A 20,703-nucleotide genomic window follows, 5' to 3' on the forward strand; every position below is an offset into this window, starting at 1 on the left:
ACATCGATTTTTTAATTCCCTTACTCTAGGAATAGTTTCTGTCTCATTAAATTATTGATGTTCTACCTGGCTAACATCTCTGATAGCTCCCGTATGTGCAGAAGTTGTCATTGCGGCATAGGCTCTTAATGCTGCGGAAACTGTTCTCTTTCTGGACTTAGGTTTCCAAGCTTCCTTTCCTTTATCGTTCATTCTATCTCTGCGGTCGGAAAGTTCTGCGTCACTCACTCTTAAATGAATGGATCTATCCGGGATATCTATTTCGATAATATCCCCTTCTTCTACAAGACCGATGACTCCGCCTGCTGCCGCTTCCGGGGAAACATGTCCGATAGAAAGTCCGGAAGTTCCTCCGGAAAATCTTCCGTCCGTTAGGAGGGCACAAGCTTTTCCTAAACCTTTGGATTTTAGATAAGAAGTAGGATATAACATTTCCTGCATACCGGGTCCGCCTTTTGGACCTTCATATCGGATCACTACTACGTCACCTTCTACCACCTCGTTGCCGAGGATTTTAGCAACAGCTTCTTCTTGGCTTTCCATCACTCTGGCCTTGCCCTTGAATTTCCAGATGGACTCGTCAACACCCGCCGTCTTAACGATACAACCTTCGGGTGCGATATTTCCGTAAAGAACAGCAAGTCCTCCATCTTGTGAGTATGCGTGTTCTACGTCTCGAATACAACCGTTAGCCCTATCTAGATCCAGTTCAGGCCAACGTTTGTCTTGGGAGAATGCTTCCGTTGTAGGAATTCCACCCGGTGCTGCGGAGAATAATGCGTATGCCTTGGAGTTTGCTTTCTGACGAACGATATCCCATTCTTCTAAAGCTTTTCCTAATGTTTCTGAATGGACCGTAGGCACATCTCTATGAATAAGGCCTGCTCTGTCCAACTCGGAAAGAATACCGATGACTCCACCCGCTCTATGAACGTCTTCCATATGATATTTTTGCGTGGCAGGTGCTACTTTACAAACGCAAGGAACTCTTCTGGAAATAAGATCAATATCATGCATTTTGAAATTGATTCCTGCTTCGTTTGCAGCCGCGAGAATATGGAGTACTGTATTTGTAGATCCTCCCATCGCTACGTCCAAACTCATCGCATTTTGGAAGGCTTCGTGTGTTGCGATGTTTCTCGGAAGAACGGATTCATCGTCCTGTTCATAATATCTTTTTGCAAGTTCTACGATCAATCGTCCGGCGGTTAAGAAGAGTTGTTTTCTGTCCGCATGAGTAGCTAACGTGGAACCGTTGCCAGGAAGAGAAAGTCCTAATGCTTCGGTAAGACAGTTCATCGAATTTGCTGTGAACATTCCGGAACAAGATCCGCAAGTCGGACAAGCAGAACGTTCTATCTGCTCTACAAGTTCGTCGGAAACATTTTCGTTGGCGGCTTCTACCATTGCATCCACCAAATCCAATTTTCGAACCTCTCCATTCCAATTTACTTTTCCGGCTTCCATGGGTCCACCGGATACGAAAACGGTTGGTATGTTCAATCGTAACGCTGCCATAAGCATTCCGGGTGTGATCTTATCGCAGTTGGAAATACAAATAAGTGCATCTGCAGTATGTGCGTTGACCATATATTCCACCGAGTCGGCGATCAGGTCTCGGCTCGGCAAAGAGTATAACATTCCGCCATGCCCCATGGCTATACCGTCGTCCACTGCGATGGTATTGAATTCTTTTGCGACGGCTCCCGCCTTCTCCACTTCTCTAGCGACCATTTGTCCTAGATCTTTTAAATGAACATGTCCCGGAACGAACTGAGTGAATGAGTTTGCAATTGCGATGATCGGTTTTCCGAAATCACCTTCTTTCATGCCGGTGGCTCTCCAGAGAGCTCTGGCTCCGGCCATATTGCGTCCATGGGTGGAAGTACGGGATCTTAACTGAGGCATATTGAATGCTCCCTGGTGTAAGTTTAGACGTCGAGTTTTTTCCTAAGGGAGAAACTAAGTTGGTTTTGAGATCGAATCGCGTATAGTAAGTATAAAATTGTGCTCTAGTCGCCCGAGTGGTGGAACTCCTACATCGTGTTAGAAAGCTCCGAGGGGGCAGGCACATTTCTTGCTAATCAAACCTAGAATGGAATCAAAAGAAGAATTCAGTAGAACCCTGGGGCCTTGGCTACTTTGGGGTTTGGGGGTCGGATACGTAATTTCAGGCATGTATTTCGGTTGGAACTTAGGTCTACCGGTTGGTGGGACCTTGGGCTTAGGAATTGCCACCTTACTCATCATTCTGCTATATGTTTGTTTTTCTTTCAGTTACACAGAACTCGCATGTATGATCCCCAAAGCGGGAGGAGCATTCGACTACGGTAGAGAAGCTCTCGGAAATGCCTGGGCTTATCTGGTAGGCACCGCTCAGTTGATCGAATTTTTATTTGCGCCCCCTGCGATTGCCGCCGCCATTGGCGCCTACTTCTCCTTGTTTTTGTCTGGAATCGATCCGATCTGGATCGCGATTATTGCTTACCTACTATTTACAAGTTTGAATATACTTGGAGTAAAATTTGCGGCTTCCTTCGAATTCGGGATTACTATATTAGCGGTTTTCGAATTACTTTTATTTTCAGGACTTACACTTCCTAGTTTTTCTTGGGATAAGTTTTCCTCCAATCCATTGCCCAACGGTTGGACAGGTGCCTTGTCCTCATTACCGTTTGCTGTTTGGTTCTTTCTTGCAATCGAAGGAGTAGCAAACGTTGCAGAAGAAACAAAAGATCCTCAAAAAAATATTTTGATCGGATTCGGATCTGCGTTAGCCACTTTGGTTGTACTTTGCGGATTGGTGTTTTTTTCTTCCATTGGAGTCGGTGGATGGGAAATGATCGTGTATCCTGAACAAGGAGCTGCCGCCTCCGATTATCCATTGCCTCTCGCATTACGGAAATTATACGGAGAGTCCGGTTGGGCATTTCACCTTCTGATCACCATCGGATTATTCGGACTTATCGCTTCTTTTCACGGGATCATTTTGGCGGGGGGAAGAGCCAGTTTCGAATTTGGAAGGGCCGATTTTCTTCCTAAATTTTTCGGTAAGATCCATCCTAAATTCAAAACACCTGCAAATGCACTGTTGGCAAATACCGCATTCGGGATTGCAGCATTATGCACAGGTAAAACATCCGAGCTGATCACATTATCCGCATTCGGAGCCTTGCTCTTATATTTCTGTTCCATGATCAGCTTTTTTGTGCTCAGAAAAAGTCAGCCGGATAGAGAAAGACCGTTTGTGGTTCCGGGAGGGAAAATCCTACCTTCTATCGCCCTTGTTCTATCTGCGCTCGTCTTGGCCGTGTCTGCCTGGCAACATCCAATCTTATTCGGGATCTTTATTTTGATCTTAGGAAGCGGCTTGGTTTGGGCCAGGTCTTCCATTTTTGGAAAATGAAAAGGCAATTTTCTTGATTTGGGATTTTTCGGAATTAGAGTAAGTCGGATCAAGAAAAGAAAAAATTCCGATCAAAGATCTTATATGAGACAATAGGAAATCAATATGGCTTATAAAACCGTTCTTGGTAGGAGGTCTTACACATTTCCTGACTTAAAAACATTATTAGCGAAGGCGAGCCCGCTTCGTTCGGGAGACCAATTGGCAGGGATCGCAGCTTCCACTCAGGAAGAAAGGGTGGCCGCCCAAATGGCTTTGGCAGATCTGCCTTTATCAGAATTTTTGAATATAGAATTGATCCCTGGAGAAACGGACGAAGTGACTCGGCTCATTTTCGAATCGCATAATAGTTCGGCTTTTTCTAAAATTTCTTCCTTAACAGTGGGAGAATTTCGCGACTTTCTGTTAAAGGAAAATACGGACTCGGACCTGATTTCCCAGATCCGAGACGGGATCACTCCGGAGATGGCTGCCGCTGTTTCCAAGTTAATGTCCAACCAGGATCTGATCTTGGTTTCTAAAAAATCTCCCGTGGTGACCAAGTTCCGAAACACGATAGGACTTCCTGGAAGGTTGTCCGCACGTTTGCAACCCAATCATCCCACGGACGATCCTAAAGGAATTGCTGCGAGTATATTGGACGGACTCCTTTTGGGAAGCGGGGATGCAGTGATCGGTATCAACCCGGCGACGGACAATGTTCCGACAGTGATTGCACTTTTGAAAATGTTGGATTCTATCATTCAAAAATATTCTATACCGACCCAGTCTTGTGTTCTCTGTCATGTGACCACTTCTATGAAAGCGATGGAAGAAGGTGCTCCTCTCGATCTTGTATTCCAATCCATCGGAGGAAGCGAAGCTTTGAACAAAAGTTTCGGGGTGAATTTAAGTATTTTGGAAGAATCTAGACAGATGGCTTTGGAACTGAACAGAGGTACAATCGGAAAAAACGTAATGTATTTCGAAACGGGACAGGGAAGTGGATTGTCTGCGGGAGCACATTTTGGTATAGACCAACAAACCTTAGAGGCAAGAGCGTATGCGGTCGCAAAAAAATTCGATCCTTTACTTGTGAATACTGTGGTAGGTTTTATCGGACCGGAATATCTATATAACGGAAAACAAATATTAAGGGCTGGATTAGAAGATCATTTTTGTGGAAAACTTTTAGGTCTTCCTATGGGTGTGGATGTTTGTTACACCAATCATGCGGATGCGGACCAGGATGATATGGATACATTACTTACATTACTTGGAGCCGCCGGATGTAATTATATTATGGGGGTTCCCGGTGCGGACGATGTGATGTTGTCTTACCAAAGTACTTCTTTTCATGACGCTTTGTATTTGCGTCAACTTTTCGGCCTGAGGCCGGCCCCTGAATTCGAATCTTGGCTTTTGGAGAAAGGGTTATTCGAAACAACGAAACAATTTTTGCCCAAGGAGAATCCAGGCAAACTTTTACTCGAAGAAATATTAGAGGATAAGGCCGGATGAATCCTAAAGAATTTTGGAAAAGTTTAACTTCCGCTAGGATTGGGATCGGAAGGTCGGGAGGTTCTATCCCTACTTCTGAACTTCTAAAATTCAGATTGGATCATGCAAGAGCAAGAGACGCAGTTTTAGAAGAACCGGATTTTGATACGATCCATATCGGCCTTGAAAAAATTTTCCAACCATCAGGGATCGAGACTATTGGTGTAGAAAGTTTAGCAAAAAGCAGAGAAGAATATTTACTGAGACCGGATTTGGGCCGTAGGCTCTCGGGACCTTCCCGGTCTAGATTAGAATCTAAAAAAGGAAACTGTGATCTTGCGTTGATAGGTATAGACGGACTTTCTGCGAGAGCTATCGATTCGAATTTGATACCATTCTTACAAGTTTTGGTGCCGATCTTATCCAAGCAAAAATACAAGATCGCTCCGTTCGTTTTAGGAAAGTTTGGAAGGGTTGCCATCGGAGACGAGATCGGAGAAATATTGGGGGCCAAAGCGGTTGTATTGCTGATAGGAGAACGACCGGGACTTTCTTCCGCAGATAGTTTAGGAATGTATCTGACCTTTGATCCTAAGTTAGGCAAAACAGACGAAAGCCGAAATTGTATTTCGAATATACGACCCGACGGCTTAGATTTTTACAAAGCATCCTTAAAAACGGCTTATTTACTTTCCGAATCTCTCAAACGGGGTATTTCAGGAGTGGATCTAAAGGACGAAATGATCCCTGATTTCTTGGAAGCTTCTTCCAAAGATAATGTTTCAAATAGATTGAGTTTATAAAATCTGTTTCAGAAATACTTTAAAGTAGCTTAGAGTGAATTTTTTGCCTGAGAGCGAAGCCAGGATGGCGAAGTGACCCGGAGCTCTGCACAGGATGTGCAGGCGGAGGGGAAGGCAAAAAATTTACTCTAAGAAAATGCTTCATAAAGATTCTGAAACGGATTCTTATAAATTTATCAAACATTACAAATTCGGCTTGAATCCTTATTCTCTAAGGAATAGATTCTATGGAAAGAACTACTTCGAGAAAGAGCTAGATCATTCTCGATAAGGCGAAAAGGGAAAAAGATGTATAAAAATAATATAGAATTTATCATTAACTCCACCAATAAAGATGAGCCTATGTATGGCATTATCGCTTTGGTGAGTGATACTCTGGAATCCATGAAAGCGGATATAGCTTCACAAAGAGTAGACGAAGATCAAAAGAAGGCTTTTCGTTCCGCTATGAAAGATATGATTTCCGGTTTGATTAAATTGAACGGCATCGTAGAGGGTGCGGGGCAGAGGGTTAGGTAAGAGCGAAAATTTCGCTTAACTATCAATCCTTCCCCAAAAACAAGCGGATCCCTTTCGCTATCGTTTGCAAGGTTCTGGCCATCAAACCTTCCAGCTTGGTTTGAAGGAATAATTCCATGATCAATTTTCTGAGGGCCAGATCGAAAGGGAGATTGAAATCGTTCCAATCAACTCCGAATCGGAATGGATAAGATTCGGATTCCTCTTCTTCTCCAAGGCCGGTATGTAATAAAGTGCCTTCGAAGTCGGTATGATGTTCGTCTATATGCCGAAATTCTAAAGTAAGATGCACTTGCTTTTTGAATAAAGGTAAAGGGATAATTTCCAACCCGGCAAGTTCCCCCCAGGTGATGCCGCTCAACGTCAGATATCCCCTGTCTCCACCTTTAAGCGTTCCGGTTCTAAGTAGTCCTTCTCTTCCGAGCCTACAAGAGCCCATTCTGCTTCTAAAAAGGATCTCTAACGGAGAGCCTGCATCCAGAACCCCGTTCTCTATTTTGATGTCCCGGATCTGTATATTAAATACCGGAGTTAAGGTCTTGTCCTCTATATCTATACTGGAATGCGATACCTTCTCCAGTTTGAATTGGATCCTTCCTCTTTTGGGAAGGTATTCTATTTTTTTCCGGGATTCTACTCTGTTGGTGTAATCCATATGGAATGAGCGGACATTCACTCCTCTGAATATTAGCTTTCCTTTAAATAGATTGGAAAACGAGATCCTGAAATGAACAAAACTACCTTTCGCATGAACGATATCCGTTCCGAGTTCTCCTGGGAAGAATAGTACGAAATGTCTGGCCCAAACCCAAAGTCCCGGCAGTATGATGCCGGGTGTCAACCATCTGAACTTGAACAACCTAAACGATATTATATTTACGAGAAGCTGTAAAATTGGGCCGCTTAGAATGAACTGAAGGCCTAAGTAGCCAAATAATACTAATAGGATCGGAAAAGGCATGGGAGAGAGGGCGACTTGAGTCAGTCCTCGTCGCCGTCCGTATATTTATTATCTATGTTTTTCTTATCCATGGAAGAAATTTCCAACTCCTTGGCCAGATCTTCTAAAAATTCCTTTTCTCTATCCGTAAATTTGCCGTCACTCGTTACGATACATACTGCATCTTCGTAAAAATTCGCGGCTAAGACCGGATTTCCTTCCGCAAAATCAGTGATCATCTTAATCGGAAGTGGAGATTCGAACACTTCGGATAATTCTTCTATGATCTCGGCCTTTTGGTCTTGATGATGATCAAAGATACAATCCTTATCGAACATAGCTTTTACCATTTGTCCGACTAGGTTTCCTTCTTTTCTATGAAAGACTCCGTCTGCATGACAAGAATAAGACCAAAGACTGACTAACACTTTGGCGTAATTCATCTTGAGTTGAAAAATCTCGGACTCTCTATCCAGACTTTTCTGAAATTTTTCGTAAAACTCATGACCCGGCAGAACTTTACTAGCCAAGGATGAAACCCTTTCCATTTTAATGCCTTCCTTACGATGGCGATCCCGTTTTTCCGATGTATTTTAACCCAACCTGCGGTTTTGCAATGAAAATCCATGTTGATTTTGGGGGAATTTTTCTCAACCTGACTATGTGAGTTCCGAAACAAAACGAAAGATCCTAGTTACTTCCGCTTTGCCTTACGCGAATGGTCCCATTCATTTGGGCCATGTTCTGGAAGCGATCCAGACTGATATTTATGTTCGTTATCAAAAATCTATAGGCAATGAGTGCTATTTTTTCTGCGCGGACGATACCCATGGCACACCCATCATGCTTGCTGCAAGAAAAGAAGGGATTAGCCCGGAAGAATTGATTGACCGAGTCAGAGCGGAACATTACCGGGATCTCTCCGGCTTTTTAGTGGGATACGATAATTATTATACCACTAACTCGGAAGAAAATCGAATCCTTTCCGAGGAAATTTATCTTTCTTTGAAGGGAAAGGGGCATATATCGGAAAGAGAGATCGAGCAGGCCTATTGTGATACCGATAAGATGTTCCTTCCTGATCGTTTTATCAAGGGGACTTGTCCGAATTGTGGGACCCAGGATCAATACGGAGATAGCTGCGAGAATTGCGGAGCAACTTATTCTCCTAAGGATCTAAAAGATTCTCATTGCTCCTTATGCGGTAACCCACCCGTTAGTCGAAATTCTAAACATATCTTTTTTAAGTTGGGTGATTTCGAAAAATATCTTTCCGACTGGGTCGAAAAGGATTCCCACGTTGCGGACGGTGTTCGTAAAAAACTGAAAGAATGGTTCGAGACGGGGCTTCAGGATTGGGATATTTCTCGTGACGGGCCTTATTTCGGTTTTAAGATCCCCGGCGAGACCGAAAAATATTTTTATGTTTGGTTAGATGCTCCTATCGGCTATATGGCTTCCAGTTTGAATCATTTCAAGGGGGATCGTAAAAAATTCGATTCCTTCTGGAAAGACGAGAAGGCGGAGATCTCCCATTTTATCGGAAAAGATATATTATATTTTCATACTTTATTTTGGCCTGCTACCTTAGAAGGAAGTGGATATCGTTCGCCTACTCAGGTCCATGTGCACGGTTTTATAACCGTGAACGGAGAAAAGATGTCCAAGTCCAGAGGCACTTTCATCAAGGCGGAAGGTTACCTAAAACATTTGGATCCGGAACATCTTCGCTTCTATTTGGCTGGGAAACTCGGGCAAGGAATGGACGACCTGGATCTTTCTTTCGACGATTATACTGCGAAGGTAAATTCGGACTTTGTAGGGAATTTTGTAAACCTGGTTTCCAGGGTAGCTACTTCTATATTAGATAAACTTGATAGAACTTTGGGTAGTTTGGATGCGGAAGGAAAGAAGGTCTTGGACGAACTTAGAAGCTCCGAATCCAGGATCAAAGAATGGTATGAAACCAGAAATTATACCAGAGTAATGAAGGAATGTTCTCGTTTAGGGGATATTGCGAATAAATACGTAAACGATCTTGCCCCATGGATCCAGATTAAATCGGATGCGGAAGCTGCTCGAAAAACGGTAACCGTCGCTTTGAATGCAGCCAGAATTCTTTCCATTTATCTGTATCCTGTTCTTCCTAAATCAGGGGAGAAGGTGTATAAAATTTTAGGTTTAAATAAAAAGCCCGAGTTTGCGGATCTTTCTTCCGATCTGGAAAAAACAAAAGTATCCGCTTACGAAATGATCACCAAACGTGTAGAGGAAAAATCGATTCAAACCATGTTAGAAGAAAACGCTTTGGAAACTAAATCCGTTCCACCTGCAACTCCGTCCGCTCCTACTAAGGCAGAAGGAATTTTGGAAATTTCTATCGAGGATCTAAGCAAGGTAGATCTGAGAGTCGGTAAAATTATAGAGGCCGGTCCTGTGGAAGGTGCGGATAAATTAGTCCAAGTAAAATTGGATCTGGGTCCTCTTGGAACTAAGAACGTTTTTGCAGGTATCAAAGCCGCTTATCAACCTCAGGATCTGATAGGGTTGACGATTGTTGCGGTTGCCAACTTGAAACCTAGAAAGATGAAGTTCGGGGTTTCGGAAGCTATGCTTTTGGCTTCCGGTGAAGGCGATAGACTCAGTCTTTTTGTGCCTCATAGAGGTGCTAACCCTGGCGATAAATTGAAGTAAACTTAGTCTAACAGCTAGTAGGAACGAGACTTGCCTTTAGAATTAGACATCTCCTATAGTTTTCAAAGGCTTTTGGAAAAAAGTAGGGCGGTCGCTTCCGGTCGCTTGGTCTCTCGTCAGCTCACATTTATTATAGATTCCTTTTTGAGGACCAGGTTTGAAAAGTCTTCCGGCATTTTAAAAAAAGGGGAAGAAGTCGCGGTTATCGCCCTAGGCGGATATGGCCGCATGGAAATGGCGCCTCATTCGGACGTAGATATATTATATTTACATAATGGAGTTCCGGATTCCAAACTATCGGAGATTATCTCGTCCATTAATACGTACCTTTACGATTCCGGAAAAGAAGTAGGGCATACATGCAGGACCATCAAAGAATCGTTTCGTTATTTGGATGATATGTCCAGTTTTCATGCGATTTTAGACAGTCGTTTCCTGACAGGCTCCAAGGAATTATTCAAAAAATACCAGGAAGAATTTTTGGCGAAACTTCCTCCAAAGTTTGCGACCAGATACAACCAAGCTAAAGAGGAGCAACTTTCGGAAAGGTTCTTAAGAGAAGGAAGACCTATTCTTCTTTCTGAACCGAATTTAAAAACGGATCTCTGCGGGTTGAGAGATATCCAATATTTGTACTGGACCGAAAAATCCAGAAGCCCGATCCGTTCTTTGGGCGGACTTGCAGTTCTGCCCTTTTTTCAAAGTGGAGAAGTCCAGGCCCTAGAAGAAGCGTACGATTTTTTGATCCGCGTCCGGACAGCGCTTCATATTCTTACAGGAAGAAAACATGATCGTTTGGATCTGAATCTTCAACCTGAAGTGGCTGAGTATCTTGGCTTCGGTAAAAAAGAAGATATGCAAACTATAGAGAAGTTTATGAACACTCTCTATAGCCACCAGAAGAATATATTTTTTATCGTTCGTATCTATTTGGATTCTTTGTTAGCGGCTCAAAAAAAAGAAGAGGCCCAAAATTTCGAATATGAAGGGATCCGATTCTTGAAGATTGGGAATACGATCTTTCCTCCTAGCGAAGGAAATTTATTCGCGGATCCTCATACATTATACAAGGATCTTTTACTAACCTTCAGAATGTTCCAAGAAACGGGTTTGGAGGTTTCCGGCGGATTACTCAGCGAGATCAGATTCGCTTCTCACTTTTTGGACGACGACTTCAGATATTCTGCGGAAGTGAACGGGGAATTTATCCGAATTCTACAGAATAAAAAAGATAGAGGAAGGATATTAAAGTTAATGCATGAATGCCAGGTGCTCGGAGCGCTCTTGCCTGAGTTTGGCGCATGTACGAATTTTCCTTTGTTTAGTTATCATCATGAGTTCACTGTGGATGAACATACCCTTTTGATCCTACATGAATTGGATCGTTTGGATAAGGGAGAGTTCGAAGACAGAGAGATCCTCGAAGTTTACGGAGAATGTGATAAGACCGAAATTTTGGCTTTGGCAATTCTTCTTCATGATGCCGGAAAAGTGAAAGAAGGCGATCATTCGGAATACGGTGCGGAACTTGCCGTTTCTGTCGGATCTCGTTTAGGACTATCGGAGGAAGATACGGATCTATTCCGTTTCCTGGTAGAAAAACATATCCTGATGTCGGAACTTTCTTCTAAGAGAGATATTTCGGATAAGATCTTGATACGTAACTTTGTGAGAACTGTTTCTAACCCGGACAGACTCAAACTTTTATATATTCTGACCATTATCGATACCAAGTCGGTCGGTACGAATGTTCTTACGAATTGGAAAAAAGCCATCTTAAGCGAACTTTATAAAAATTCCATAAACTTCTTCCTTACAAATCGAACAGACCATGAGGATGCTCATGGTGAAGAAGAACGGATCGCACTTGCAAAAGACTTAGTTGCATATTTAACCGAAAAAGAAGGACAAGATCCTAAGATCGCCAAAACGATCGCTTCTTTTGCGTATTCGGTTATCCCGGTAAGTTTTTTGAAAACAGTGTCGAATAGAAAAATATTAAAATATTTTAAATCGATTACTTCTCTGAGCCAAGACCTGAACTCCGATCTACTCTTGGACTTGGAACAAGACCCTGCTTTCGTAACTGTTGAAGTAGTAAGTCGAAATATTCCCGAGATCTTATTGGATCTTTGTTGTTCCGTTTCTTCCGAAGGATTAAATCTGGTTGGGATGCAGAGTTATACTTTCGAAGAATTCCAGATCCATATTCTTCAAGTAACGGATTCTCAAGGGAGCGGTAATATTTCTTCCGAAAGACTTTCCAGGATGGAAGGCAAACTTAGACTGATGGCTTCCGGAGAATTACAAAGAGACAGTATCGCTTTCGAAAGAACGGAGTGGAATCCACGTAAGACGATACCGGAAAGTATCATCAATCGTTCCGTTCGTTTTTCCAACGAAGATGTTACGGATACCACCATTATGGAAGTCCGTATGCCTGATATGGTAGGCTTAGTGTATCGGATATTACGAAAAGTATTCGATTTCGGTTTAAAAGTTTCTCATTTGAGGGTCTCGACTTCTGCGGACTATGCTTATGACTCATTCTATCTCCAGACCAAGGACGGAGAACAGGTAAAAGATGCAGAATTGTTAAAATCCTTGGAAGATAAGATCTTGATAATCCAGCCGGTGGAAAGGATGACAGGGGAACTCGTTTTTTAAAAATGGTTCCCAGTATGGATTCGGGTAGTCGTTCCACAGTCACTTCTAAAAGAAAAAAAGAAACCGCGGCATCTGTTAGGTTGATGAAAAAACCTAATTCTCCACGCCGGGGCAAAAAAATAGACGCCGACTGGTGGAAGAACGCGGTAGTTTATCAGATCTATCCTAGAAGTTTTCATGATACAAACGGGGACGGAATCGGCGACTTAGAAGGTATCATCCAAAAACTGGATTATCTAAATGATGGGACTCCGAATTCTCTGGGTATCGATGCCATCTGGCTTTCTCCTATCTATCCTTCTCCAATGTATGATTTCGGATACGATATTTCGGATTACGAAAGTATCGATCCAGTGTTCGGCGACTTAGACACCTTCAAACGTTTATTAAAAGAAGCTCATAAACGGAAAATCAGGATCATTATGGATCTGGTTGCGAACCACACTTCGCATCAACATCCTTGGTTTTTAGAATCCAGATCTTCCAAAGACAATCCTAAAAGAGATTGGTATATTTGGAAGGACCCAGTGGATGGAAAACCTCCTAATAATTGGATGGGCACTTTCGGGGGAAGGGCTTGGACCTTGGACAAAACCACAGGTCAATATTATTATCATTCTTTTTTAGCGGAACAACCCGACCTGAATTGGAGAAATCCTGAGGTTAAAAAAGCGATCTTCTCTATGGTCAAAAATTGGCTGGATCTCGGGGTGGACGGTTTCCGTTTGGATGTTGTGAATCTATTCATTAAGGATTCGGAATTAAGAAGTAATCCTCGTAAAAGATGGATCGCAAGACCTTTCGATCAGCAAAACCATATTTACGATCGTGATCGTCCTGAAATGCACGACATTCTGAAAGACCTCAGAAAACTTTTGGATTCGTACGGAGATAGAATGTCCGTAGGCGAAGTGATGATGGAACCTCCCGGTACAAGCGCACTCCCCGCTTCTTATTACGGAGCGAAGGGGGACGAACTTCATCTGGCATTCAACTTCGCTTTCTTTTACACACCTTGGAAGGCCGAAAAATTCAGGGATGTGATCAAAGAATGGGAGAAGTATCTCCGAGATAAGGGATGGCCGAATTATACATTAAGTAATCATGATTTCCGCAGACATATCACCAGATATTCAAAGGGAAAAGAGACGACCGCTAGGGCTAAGATAGCCGCTCTAATGCTTTTGACCCTGAGAGGAACTCCTTTCTTATATTACGGGGAAGAACTGGGAATGATGGACGAACGAGTCCCTAAAAATCGCATCCAAGATCCGGTAGGGATCAGATACTGGCCTGTTTATCCGAGCCGAGACAACTGCAGACTCCCTATGTGTTGGTCCGGAGATGTGAACGGAGGCTTTAGCAAGGGTGAACCTTGGCTTCCCGTTTTTTCCAAATACGAATCCGTAAATGTGGAAACCCAATCCAGATCCATCGATAGTTTATTAAATTTTTATAAAAAGTTGATATGGCTAAGAAAAGGGAACGAGATCCTGAAAAAAGGGTCACTCGCCTTGGATTACGATTCTCCTCCTGGAGTTCTGCAATACACCAGAGAGTTCGAAAAGAAAAAATGCCTGATTATTTTGAACTTTGAGAATGAATCCAAAAAGATCGTAGCAAATGCGAACCGCACCGCTCAGATACTTATCTCCACGCATAGAAAGCCGGAGAAGATGGAAATCCCGGTGGTATTCGAGATCGCACCTTATGAAGGTTTGGTTTTAGAATATTAATGGTTTAAAATCCTGGGGAAACGGGGTCTTCTCCGCTTTTTACGACTATTTCCTTGTTTTCGGTTTCTATTTATTCCTAATTCTGATCGTTTTCATGGCTTAAAGTTAAGATTTCGGAATAACTCTTATACTAGAGGGTTTTCGAGTGAAATTTTTAGCCGTTTTATTCTTCTTTTTTTTCCACATCGTTCTTTTGGCCCAGGACGCATCTCCCACATCAACCTGTATTGAACCGGAAAGTTTACCTTCAAAACCGGTAAAGGATTTGGCAAAACGAGAAGATCCATTAATTTTGAAAAGGGAGAACGAGGAACAATTCTTACTCTCTATGGATTTTATGAAATCCAAAGTCAAAAACGTAAAAATCCCCACCGAAGTAAAGGAAGGGACCTTCATTACAGTTACGTATATTCATTCGATTTGTAAAAATTCTTTTTACGATCAACAAAGATTGGATAAGGAAAGAAGAAAAGAATTATTGAGAATATTCCCTACACTGGAAAACAACTTGTTAGTGGAATGGAAAGAAAAGAAATACGAATCTTGCGGTGAAAAAGAAAATACTTCGGATAAATTTCACGGCTTTGCTATAAATTACAGACAAAAACCGTCTGGCGAAACATGGAAGAAGGAAAAAGAGATCCTATTCGGAAAGAAACCGGAAATCTCCGTCGAAAGTCGTTCTGAATCTTGTGTTACCGTATCGAAACATTCTCCACAATTTCAAAAAGACGAAATCGTTTCGAAAGTTTTGGAAAGAAAGAAGGAATGGAACGGGGCGATTGTTGGAGACCTTACCGGAAGTATGTTTCCTTACACACAGCAATTATTCCTTTATTTTAAATTGCAGACCCTTAAGAGGATCGAGAGAGCATTCGTTTTTTTTAATGATGGAGACCGTACTCCCGATGAAAAAAAAGTAACTGGAAAGACCGGAGGGATCTATTTCCAAAAATTGAAAAATTATGAGGAACTAGAAAAATTAGCGAAAGCTGCCATTAGCGGAGGATACGGAGGCGACAGCCCGGAAAATGATATTGAGGCTTTGATCAAAGCACAGGCAGTCTGTCCCGAATGTAAAGAGCTGATCCTGATTGCGGATAATTTCTCCAATATGCGGGACTATTCTTTGATGAGCCAAATTCAAAAACCTGTAAGAGTAGTGTTATGCGGTTCCTACGCAGGGATTAATACTGAATATCTGGATTTAGCTAGAATTACTAAAGGATCTGTTCATACAATCGAAGAGGATTTGGAAAATCTGATGGAGTTGAATGAAGGTCAAATAATTGAATTGAACAAGAAAAAATACGTATTGGAAAAAGGCAGATTTAAACCGATCCAATCCATTTAAAACGAACAACGTTTAACGAATTTTGCTTATATTAGAAAATTCAAAAAAATAGTCGCAGTTCGTATGATTTACTCTAATATAGTTTTAAGTAAGTTTATTAGGGAATTATATGAATCATCCATTACGCTTAGCCGAAAACCCAGGTTTATCTTCTTACGACTTAACCGGTTATAAGGGAAATAGAGGTAAAAATTTTTATGAAGAGGACAAGGTCCTCCAGAGAGTGGTGGAAAGGTACTCTTCCGATTATAAACCGGATCATAAAAAAGCGATGTTGGACCATCTCAAGGGTTATGGAGAATTGGTCGGGGGTATTTTAGACGAACTCACAGAAGCCTCTCATAAGGAAGGTAAATACGGAGAAGTAGTCAAATACGATCGAACGGGAAATCGTATAGACCAGATCGTTTATTCCCACGAACAAAAACTTTCCAGAAAGATCTCTTACGATTACGGAATTGTTAATTTAGATTTTCATGATGAATGGAAGTTTCCTTTTACGGATCTTCATAGACAGGCTTTAACTTATCTAGCCAACCAGAATGGAGAAGGCGGAGTAACCTGTCCTTTGGCTATGACCGAAGGTATGATCCGAGTTCTACAAGGGATCGGAACGGAAGAACAGAAAAAGAAATATCTTCCATTGGTGGCAGGAAAAGGTTCATTCTCCCATTTTATGGCGGGACAGTATGTGACCGAAAGAGTTGGAGGCAGTAACGTAGGAGCCAACCGCACGATCGCACGCAAGGGTGAGAATGGGAAATGGATCCTGAACGGAGAAAAATGGTTTTGCTCCAATCCGGGAGATCTTTGGGTCACCACGGCGAAGATAGAAGATACCGAAACGGTGGGGTTATTCCTGGTTCCTCGTATAAAGGATAACGGAGAACTGAATGGACATCATATATTAAGAAAAAAAGATATTATTGGTTCTAAAGGAAAACTCACCGTAGAGATCGTTTACGAGGATCTAGAAGCCGAAGCCTTGGGAAGGCCTGCACACGGGATCGCAAACCTGATCCGTTACGTGATCCGGACTTCACGGGTCCATGTAGGTCTTGCCGCTTCCGGAATGTCCAGAAGGGCTTTCATGGAAGCCCGAGAATATTCTCGATATAGAACTGCTTATGGAAAGAAGATCCAGGATTTTCCTGCATATTCCAGAGAACTTGCAGAGATGAGGATCTTGTATGCTGCTTTGGTTATGCCGATTTTCCGCGGGATAGATTGGACCCAAAAAGGGGTTTTAGCGGAACAGATCTCCACTCCTCTGATGAAGTATAGATCATCTTCCCTCTCTTCTCAGATCACTCATAGAGCGATTATGGCTCTGGGCGGTTCCGGCATTATCGGGGATTACACTTGTTTGCCAAGACTTCATAATGATTGTATTATCAACGAGACCTGGGAAGGAACCCACTTGATCATTACGGATCATGCGCTTGGCGCTATGAATCGGGCAAAGATCAGAGATTCTTTCGTTTCGGAATTGAAGAAGAATTTCGACTCTGCAAAAAAATATCCCGAGCTAAAAGAGATCTCTCAGTTAGGAGAGGATCTCCTACTGGATTGGAATAAGAGTATAGAGGAAAAACCAAGAGAATGGAAGGAAACGTATAGAGTGGATCTTTCCGATCAGGCTTATGGCGCTTTGGTTCTTTCCGAGTTTTTGGAGCAGGCGGTGTTTGATCGAGTATCCGGTTCTAAAAGATCCAGATTCGATTCTTTTGCAAAAGGATTCGGGGCGTTCTTATTTCGGACTCTTCCTAAAACTTCGGGAGACTATGAGTCTTTCCGTTTAAATCAAGAAGAAGTAGATGAGATTGTGAACTGGTAATCGCGACAGCGATACGTAGGACGCGAAGCGGTCACGGCCGATAGGAACTATATTCAGAATATTGAATGCGATTTGCCGAGACCGGAGCGAACGCGTAGTCCGGAGTAGCGCGGCCCTCACGTAAGCGAGGGAGTCGCCCAAAAGATCGCTGCGGAAGGAATCGCTCCAATAAGTTGCGAGTTTCCTCCCGTAGAGTGAACAAAATTTTAAACCAATTTAGGGGCAAAAACTTTCTCCATATGTGCCTGTGGAATTGCTCCCACCACCTTTTCGGCGATTTCTCCGCCTTTGAATAACATCAAGGTCGGAATGGATTGAACTCCGTATTGTTGAGCCAATTCAGGTTTTTCGTCTATATTGACTTTCACTACGGTGACTTGCCCTTGGTGAGCTTGTGCAAATTTTTCCAACTCAGGGGCTACCATTTTACAAGGACCGCACCATTCGGCCCAGAAATCCACTAGGATGGGTTTATCATGTGTTTTGAGTAGTTCGTTGAATGAACCAGGCATTGTGTTTTCCATACAAAGATTAGACCCATTCTAAATCGGATCGGACAATCCGTTTTTAAAGGTTTGGAGAATTTTTCAAAAAACTTTTTAGTCCACCCGAGGCGCGGGCTTCAGAATCCGAACAGGTTTTAGCCCAATAAATTTCGAAGCGCCGCTTCCAGATTCGGGTATCTGAATTTATAACCCAATTCTTGGAGTCGTTTGGGCACTACTCTTTGGCCATGCGTTGCTACGATGGCACCTTCGCCGAATGCGAGAGAAAGTGCAAAGGAAGGCATTCTTGTGAAAGATGGACGTCCTAGAGTTTTTCCCAGAACCTTACTGAATTGCTCGTTGGAAAGAGGTTCAGGAGATACCAGATTGAATGCCCCTCTTGCCTCTTCTTTTCTGATCAGGAACATGATTGCGGAGAGTTGGTCTTCGATATGGATCCAAGAAAGGATTTGATTTCCGCTTCCGATCGGACCGCCTGCGAATAATTTGAATGCAGGGAGCATGGTGGCGAGTGCTCCACCTTCTGTGGTTAATACGACTCCTGTTCTTAGTAGAACGGTCCTTATACCTGCTTTTTCCGCTTCTAAAGCTTCTTCTTCCCAATCTCTACAAAGGGTGCCTAACTCGTCATCCGCTGCGGGACTATCTTCGTCGAAAGGCGGGGTTCCCGCGTCATAAGATCCATAGATCCCGATCGCTGAAGAGTTGAATAATGTTTTGGGAGCGAATTCTCCCAAGGAGGTGAGTCTTGCGACTAAATCCCTGGTGAAATCTACGCGAGAAGAACGGATCCTTTGTTTGTATTCAGGCGTCCAGCGAACTCCCGCAATCGGTTCACCCGCCAGGTTGATGAGTACGTTGACTCCTTCTAAATCCGCTCTGGTTGGGAGCGAGCCGATTCGAACGTCCCATTCCGAAATTCTTTGGAGTCTAGGCGGCAATTTTCCACTACGGCTAAAAATGCGGACTCTATGTCCTTCTGCCTTCAAGCGGATCGCCAACATGGATCCTATGAGTCCCGTGCCGCCGGTAATTCCAATAAGCATTTCGCGAACCGCCTTTTTTGAAATTTCTTTCCGAGAATCATGATTCGAAATCGGTTTTCTTTCGACAAGAAGAAAGGAAATCCTTCTTGCTTCTCGGTTAGGAAATCGACATCTTTGGATGCAGTGGATTTTTTAAAATTGAACGCCGTTTCAAAAATTTGGGCAGCCGTTTTCGTTGTCGGGCTGGTTTTTTCCAATTTTTATCTATACTCTACCACCAATTCCAAGTTGGAGTCTTATAAATCCGAGCCTCCTTTTTTACGTTTTGATTTCACTGATTCCTATTTAGTAGATCGTTCTTCACAGGCTCCTTATTTGGCGGATGGGAATTTGGATACGGAGTGGAGAAAGTTGAGGCCTTCTTCCATGAAGGTGGATTTTGATCTGGAGTTACGACTTTCTCATCGGCTGAAGTCCGGGATTTATGTTCCGACCAACTGGAAAGGATTAAAAGTAATTGCGTGTTCTAGAAATACTCCGGCTCTTTATCTTAAAGTTTTAGAAAGAGAAGCGATCAACGTGGATAAGGAATCCAGACTTCCCGACGATACGGAATATAGTTCGATCGTTTTGGATTTTTCCGGGTCTGAAACTGCGACAGTTTCTTTGAAGAAGGACGGGAGCTCTGTCCCTCAAAAAGAATATCCGAATGGGATCTGGATTTGGGCAGTGCAGGGGACTTTCCAAAGCCTTGGGCCGGATTCCTGCATTAAGGATATCCAACTCTACGAATAGATCTTCCGGCGATAATATGAACTTTTCGGAAACAGGAAGAATCGATGTACCTGAATACAAAGCAAATACTTGGGAAAGTTATCTTATCTATTTATCCATTGTTGTTTTCGGGACAGCCGTTTTCGAAGAAATCAGGAGCCTTTATATCGTTCCGATCGTACTTCTTCTTCTTTTACTGATCGGATTTCAATTTAAATGGAGGTCCTTATTCTATCTAAATATTCCTCTGGTTACATTATCTTTTATTAATACATTTCCTTTTGCTAAAAATTTTTGGCCCGCTACGTTGATTGTGGCTTTAGGTTTTTACTTTTTGAATTTTTCTAAAATTCGAAATTTAGGGTTATTACGTTGGTGGGCTAAGGGAGAAGTTACCAAACAAGTCCTAGGACTTTCCGTTCTATTTGTTCTATCTGCAAGTATCGCTTTGATTCTTTGGTTTTATCTTTTGGATCCCGATATCAGCGATATCAAAGAGAATTTTCCAAAGGGAGATATTCCTTTGCTTATTGCGGCAGGAATCGGCTTTGCAATAGTGAATGCGATTGCGGAAGAATTTTTATTCAGGGGGATTTTATTCGAGGCCTTATTGACTGCAAAACTTCCCCTTTTTTGGGCTCTTGTTTTCCAAGCTTTAAGTTTTGGGATCTTACATTTACACGGATTTCCAAGAGGTTGGGTGGGAGTCGGACTTGCCGGAATTTATGGTTTGATGACCGGGCTTATCCGAATTTTGAGTAAGGGAATTTATTATCCCGTGTTGGTGCATTTTTTTGCGGATATTACAATAGCTGCGATCGTGCTGTTTTTGACTCGTTAGCGAAAAGCTTCGATCCCCAATTTTTCCGATTAAGTTAATTTGATTTTTATGGTTTGGAAGAGTTTGGGGTGAACGATCTTTCGTGTTAATTCGGATGCAGATAGTTTCATTCCAGATTTGCCTTCGCTCCGCTCGGCACCCGATGGGAATTTTGCTTCCTA

The 20,703-nt window shown here is 42.6% G+C and carries 16 protein-coding genes; 11 read left to right on the forward strand and 5 right to left on the reverse strand.

What is annotated here, in order from left to right:
- Positions 1 to 51: 51 nt before the first annotated feature.
- Complete coding sequence (gene ilvD / locus LEP1GSC192_RS09935; RefSeq protein WP_036089538.1) at positions 52 to 1,908, reverse strand: dihydroxy-acid dehydratase; 1,857 nt, start codon at positions 1,906 to 1,908, stop codon at positions 52 to 54.
- Positions 1,909 to 2,095: 187 nt separating this feature from the next.
- Here ilvD and eat point away from each other — a divergent pair, with 187 nt between their 5' ends.
- The 4 genes from eat (at position 2,096) to LEP1GSC192_RS09955 (ending at position 6,207) form a co-directional block, all read left to right on the forward strand.
- Complete coding sequence (gene eat / locus LEP1GSC192_RS09940; RefSeq protein ID WP_036089542.1) at positions 2,096 to 3,406, forward strand: ethanolamine permease; 1,311 nt, start codon at positions 2,096 to 2,098, stop codon at positions 3,404 to 3,406.
- Positions 3,407 to 3,511: 105 nt separating this feature from the next.
- Entirely contained in the window at positions 3,512 to 4,906 is a 1,395-nt protein-coding gene (locus tag LEP1GSC192_RS09945) for an ethanolamine ammonia-lyase subunit EutB (RefSeq protein WP_020769577.1), read from the forward strand.
- Positions 4,903 to 5,688 (forward strand): ethanolamine ammonia-lyase subunit EutC, encoded by a 786-nt coding sequence (gene eutC / locus LEP1GSC192_RS09950; RefSeq protein WP_020769471.1) that lies wholly within the window; start codon positions 4,903 to 4,905, stop codon positions 5,686 to 5,688. Before LEP1GSC192_RS09945 ends, eutC begins: the two co-directional genes overlap by 4 nt.
- A gap of 288 nt (positions 5,689 to 5,976) precedes the next feature.
- Complete coding sequence (locus tag LEP1GSC192_RS09955) at positions 5,977 to 6,207, forward strand: hypothetical protein (RefSeq protein ID WP_020769509.1); 231 nt, start codon at positions 5,977 to 5,979, stop codon at positions 6,205 to 6,207.
- 22 nt (positions 6,208 to 6,229) lie between these two features.
- Here the strand turns inward: LEP1GSC192_RS09955 and LEP1GSC192_RS09960 are convergent, their stop codons facing one another.
- Together LEP1GSC192_RS09960 and LEP1GSC192_RS09965 are read right to left on the reverse strand one after the other, a co-directional pair.
- Positions 6,230 to 7,168, reverse strand: a complete 939-nt coding sequence (locus tag LEP1GSC192_RS09960; RefSeq protein WP_020769855.1) for a hypothetical protein — start codon at positions 7,166 to 7,168, stop codon at positions 6,230 to 6,232.
- Positions 7,169 to 7,188: 20 nt separating this feature from the next.
- Positions 7,189 to 7,695, reverse strand: coding sequence for a TerB family tellurite resistance protein (locus tag LEP1GSC192_RS09965; protein WP_020769606.1), 507 nt, complete (start codon positions 7,693 to 7,695; stop codon positions 7,189 to 7,191).
- A gap of 115 nt (positions 7,696 to 7,810) precedes the next feature.
- Here LEP1GSC192_RS09965 and metG point away from each other — a divergent pair, with 115 nt between their 5' ends.
- The 5 genes from metG (at position 7,811) to LEP1GSC192_RS09990 (ending at position 17,435) form a co-directional block, all read left to right on the forward strand.
- Positions 7,811 to 9,841 (forward strand): methionine--tRNA ligase, encoded by a 2,031-nt coding sequence (gene metG / locus LEP1GSC192_RS09970; protein ID WP_020769692.1) that lies wholly within the window; start codon positions 7,811 to 7,813, stop codon positions 9,839 to 9,841.
- Between the two features lie 30 nt (positions 9,842 to 9,871).
- A complete protein-coding gene (locus LEP1GSC192_RS09975) occupies positions 9,872 to 12,508 on the forward strand; it encodes a bifunctional uridylyltransferase/uridylyl-removing protein GlnD (RefSeq protein WP_020769820.1) in 2,637 nt (878 codons plus the stop codon).
- Between the two features lie 14 nt (positions 12,509 to 12,522).
- Positions 12,523 to 14,244 (forward strand): alpha-glucosidase, encoded by a 1,722-nt coding sequence (locus tag LEP1GSC192_RS09980; RefSeq protein WP_020769611.1) that lies wholly within the window; start codon positions 12,523 to 12,525, stop codon positions 14,242 to 14,244.
- A gap of 145 nt (positions 14,245 to 14,389) precedes the next feature.
- Entirely contained in the window at positions 14,390 to 15,598 is a 1,209-nt protein-coding gene (locus LEP1GSC192_RS09985; protein ID WP_020769758.1) for a hypothetical protein, read from the forward strand.
- Between the two features lie 109 nt (positions 15,599 to 15,707).
- The gene (locus LEP1GSC192_RS09990) at positions 15,708 to 17,435 is read left to right on the forward strand and encodes an acyl-CoA dehydrogenase family protein (protein WP_020769810.1); all 1,728 of its coding nucleotides are present in this window, start codon (positions 15,708 to 15,710) and stop codon (positions 17,433 to 17,435) included.
- 206 nt (positions 17,436 to 17,641) lie between these two features.
- Here LEP1GSC192_RS09990 and trxA read toward each other — a convergent pair whose 3' ends face one another.
- The gene (gene trxA, locus LEP1GSC192_RS09995) at positions 17,642 to 17,947 is read right to left on the reverse strand and encodes a thioredoxin (protein WP_020769684.1); all 306 of its coding nucleotides are present in this window, start codon (positions 17,945 to 17,947) and stop codon (positions 17,642 to 17,644) included.
- Between the two features lie 128 nt (positions 17,948 to 18,075).
- Complete coding sequence (locus LEP1GSC192_RS10000; protein ID WP_020769741.1) at positions 18,076 to 18,987, reverse strand: TIGR01777 family oxidoreductase; 912 nt, start codon at positions 18,985 to 18,987, stop codon at positions 18,076 to 18,078.
- 123 nt (positions 18,988 to 19,110) lie between these two features.
- On the opposite strand from LEP1GSC192_RS10000, the gene LEP1GSC192_RS10005 reads away from it, so the two are divergent.
- Together LEP1GSC192_RS10005 and LEP1GSC192_RS10010 are read left to right on the forward strand one after the other, a co-directional pair.
- A complete protein-coding gene (locus LEP1GSC192_RS10005; protein WP_036089674.1) occupies positions 19,111 to 19,722 on the forward strand; it encodes a hypothetical protein in 612 nt (203 codons plus the stop codon).
- A gap of 16 nt (positions 19,723 to 19,738) precedes the next feature.
- On the forward strand, positions 19,739 to 20,542 hold the full coding sequence (locus tag LEP1GSC192_RS10010) for a CPBP family intramembrane glutamic endopeptidase (RefSeq protein ID WP_020769500.1): 804 nt from the start codon (positions 19,739 to 19,741) through the stop codon (positions 20,540 to 20,542).
- Positions 20,543 to 20,703 lie beyond the last annotated feature (161 nt).

This window comes from Leptospira sp. B5-022 (assembly GCF_000347035.1).
Classification (GTDB): Bacteria; Spirochaetota; Leptospiria; order Leptospirales; family Leptospiraceae; genus Leptospira_B; species Leptospira_B cinconiae.

Bases quoted from the DNA above. Each gene is read 5' to 3' on its own strand.
- LEP1GSC192_RS10000 (WP_020769741.1), bottom strand. From the start codon at position 18,987: ATGCTTATTGGAATTACCGGCGGCACGGGACTCATAGGATCCATGTTG.
- LEP1GSC192_RS09945 (WP_020769577.1), top strand. From the start codon at position 3,512: ATGGCTTATAAAACCGTTCTTGGTAGGAGGTCTTACACATTTCCTGAC.
- LEP1GSC192_RS09960 (WP_020769855.1), bottom strand. From the start codon at position 7,168: ATGCCTTTTCCGATCCTATTAGTATTATTTGGCTACTTAGGCCTTCAG.
- LEP1GSC192_RS09955 (WP_020769509.1), top strand. From the start codon at position 5,977: ATGTATAAAAATAATATAGAATTTATCATTAACTCCACCAATAAAGAT.
- ilvD (WP_036089538.1), bottom strand. From the start codon at position 1,908: ATGCCTCAGTTAAGATCCCGTACTTCCACCCATGGACGCAATATGGCC.
- LEP1GSC192_RS10010 (WP_020769500.1), top strand. From the start codon at position 19,739: ATGAACTTTTCGGAAACAGGAAGAATCGATGTACCTGAATACAAAGCA.
- LEP1GSC192_RS09990 (WP_020769810.1), top strand. From the start codon at position 15,708: ATGAATCATCCATTACGCTTAGCCGAAAACCCAGGTTTATCTTCTTAC.
- LEP1GSC192_RS09980 (WP_020769611.1), top strand. From the start codon at position 12,523: ATGGATTCGGGTAGTCGTTCCACAGTCACTTCTAAAAGAAAAAAAGAA.
- eat (WP_036089542.1), top strand. From the start codon at position 2,096: ATGGAATCAAAAGAAGAATTCAGTAGAACCCTGGGGCCTTGGCTACTT.
- LEP1GSC192_RS09965 (WP_020769606.1), bottom strand. From the start codon at position 7,695: ATGGAAAGGGTTTCATCCTTGGCTAGTAAAGTTCTGCCGGGTCATGAG.
- trxA (WP_020769684.1), bottom strand. From the start codon at position 17,947: ATGCCTGGTTCATTCAACGAACTACTCAAAACACATGATAAACCCATC.
- eutC (WP_020769471.1), top strand. From the start codon at position 4,903: ATGAATCCTAAAGAATTTTGGAAAAGTTTAACTTCCGCTAGGATTGGG.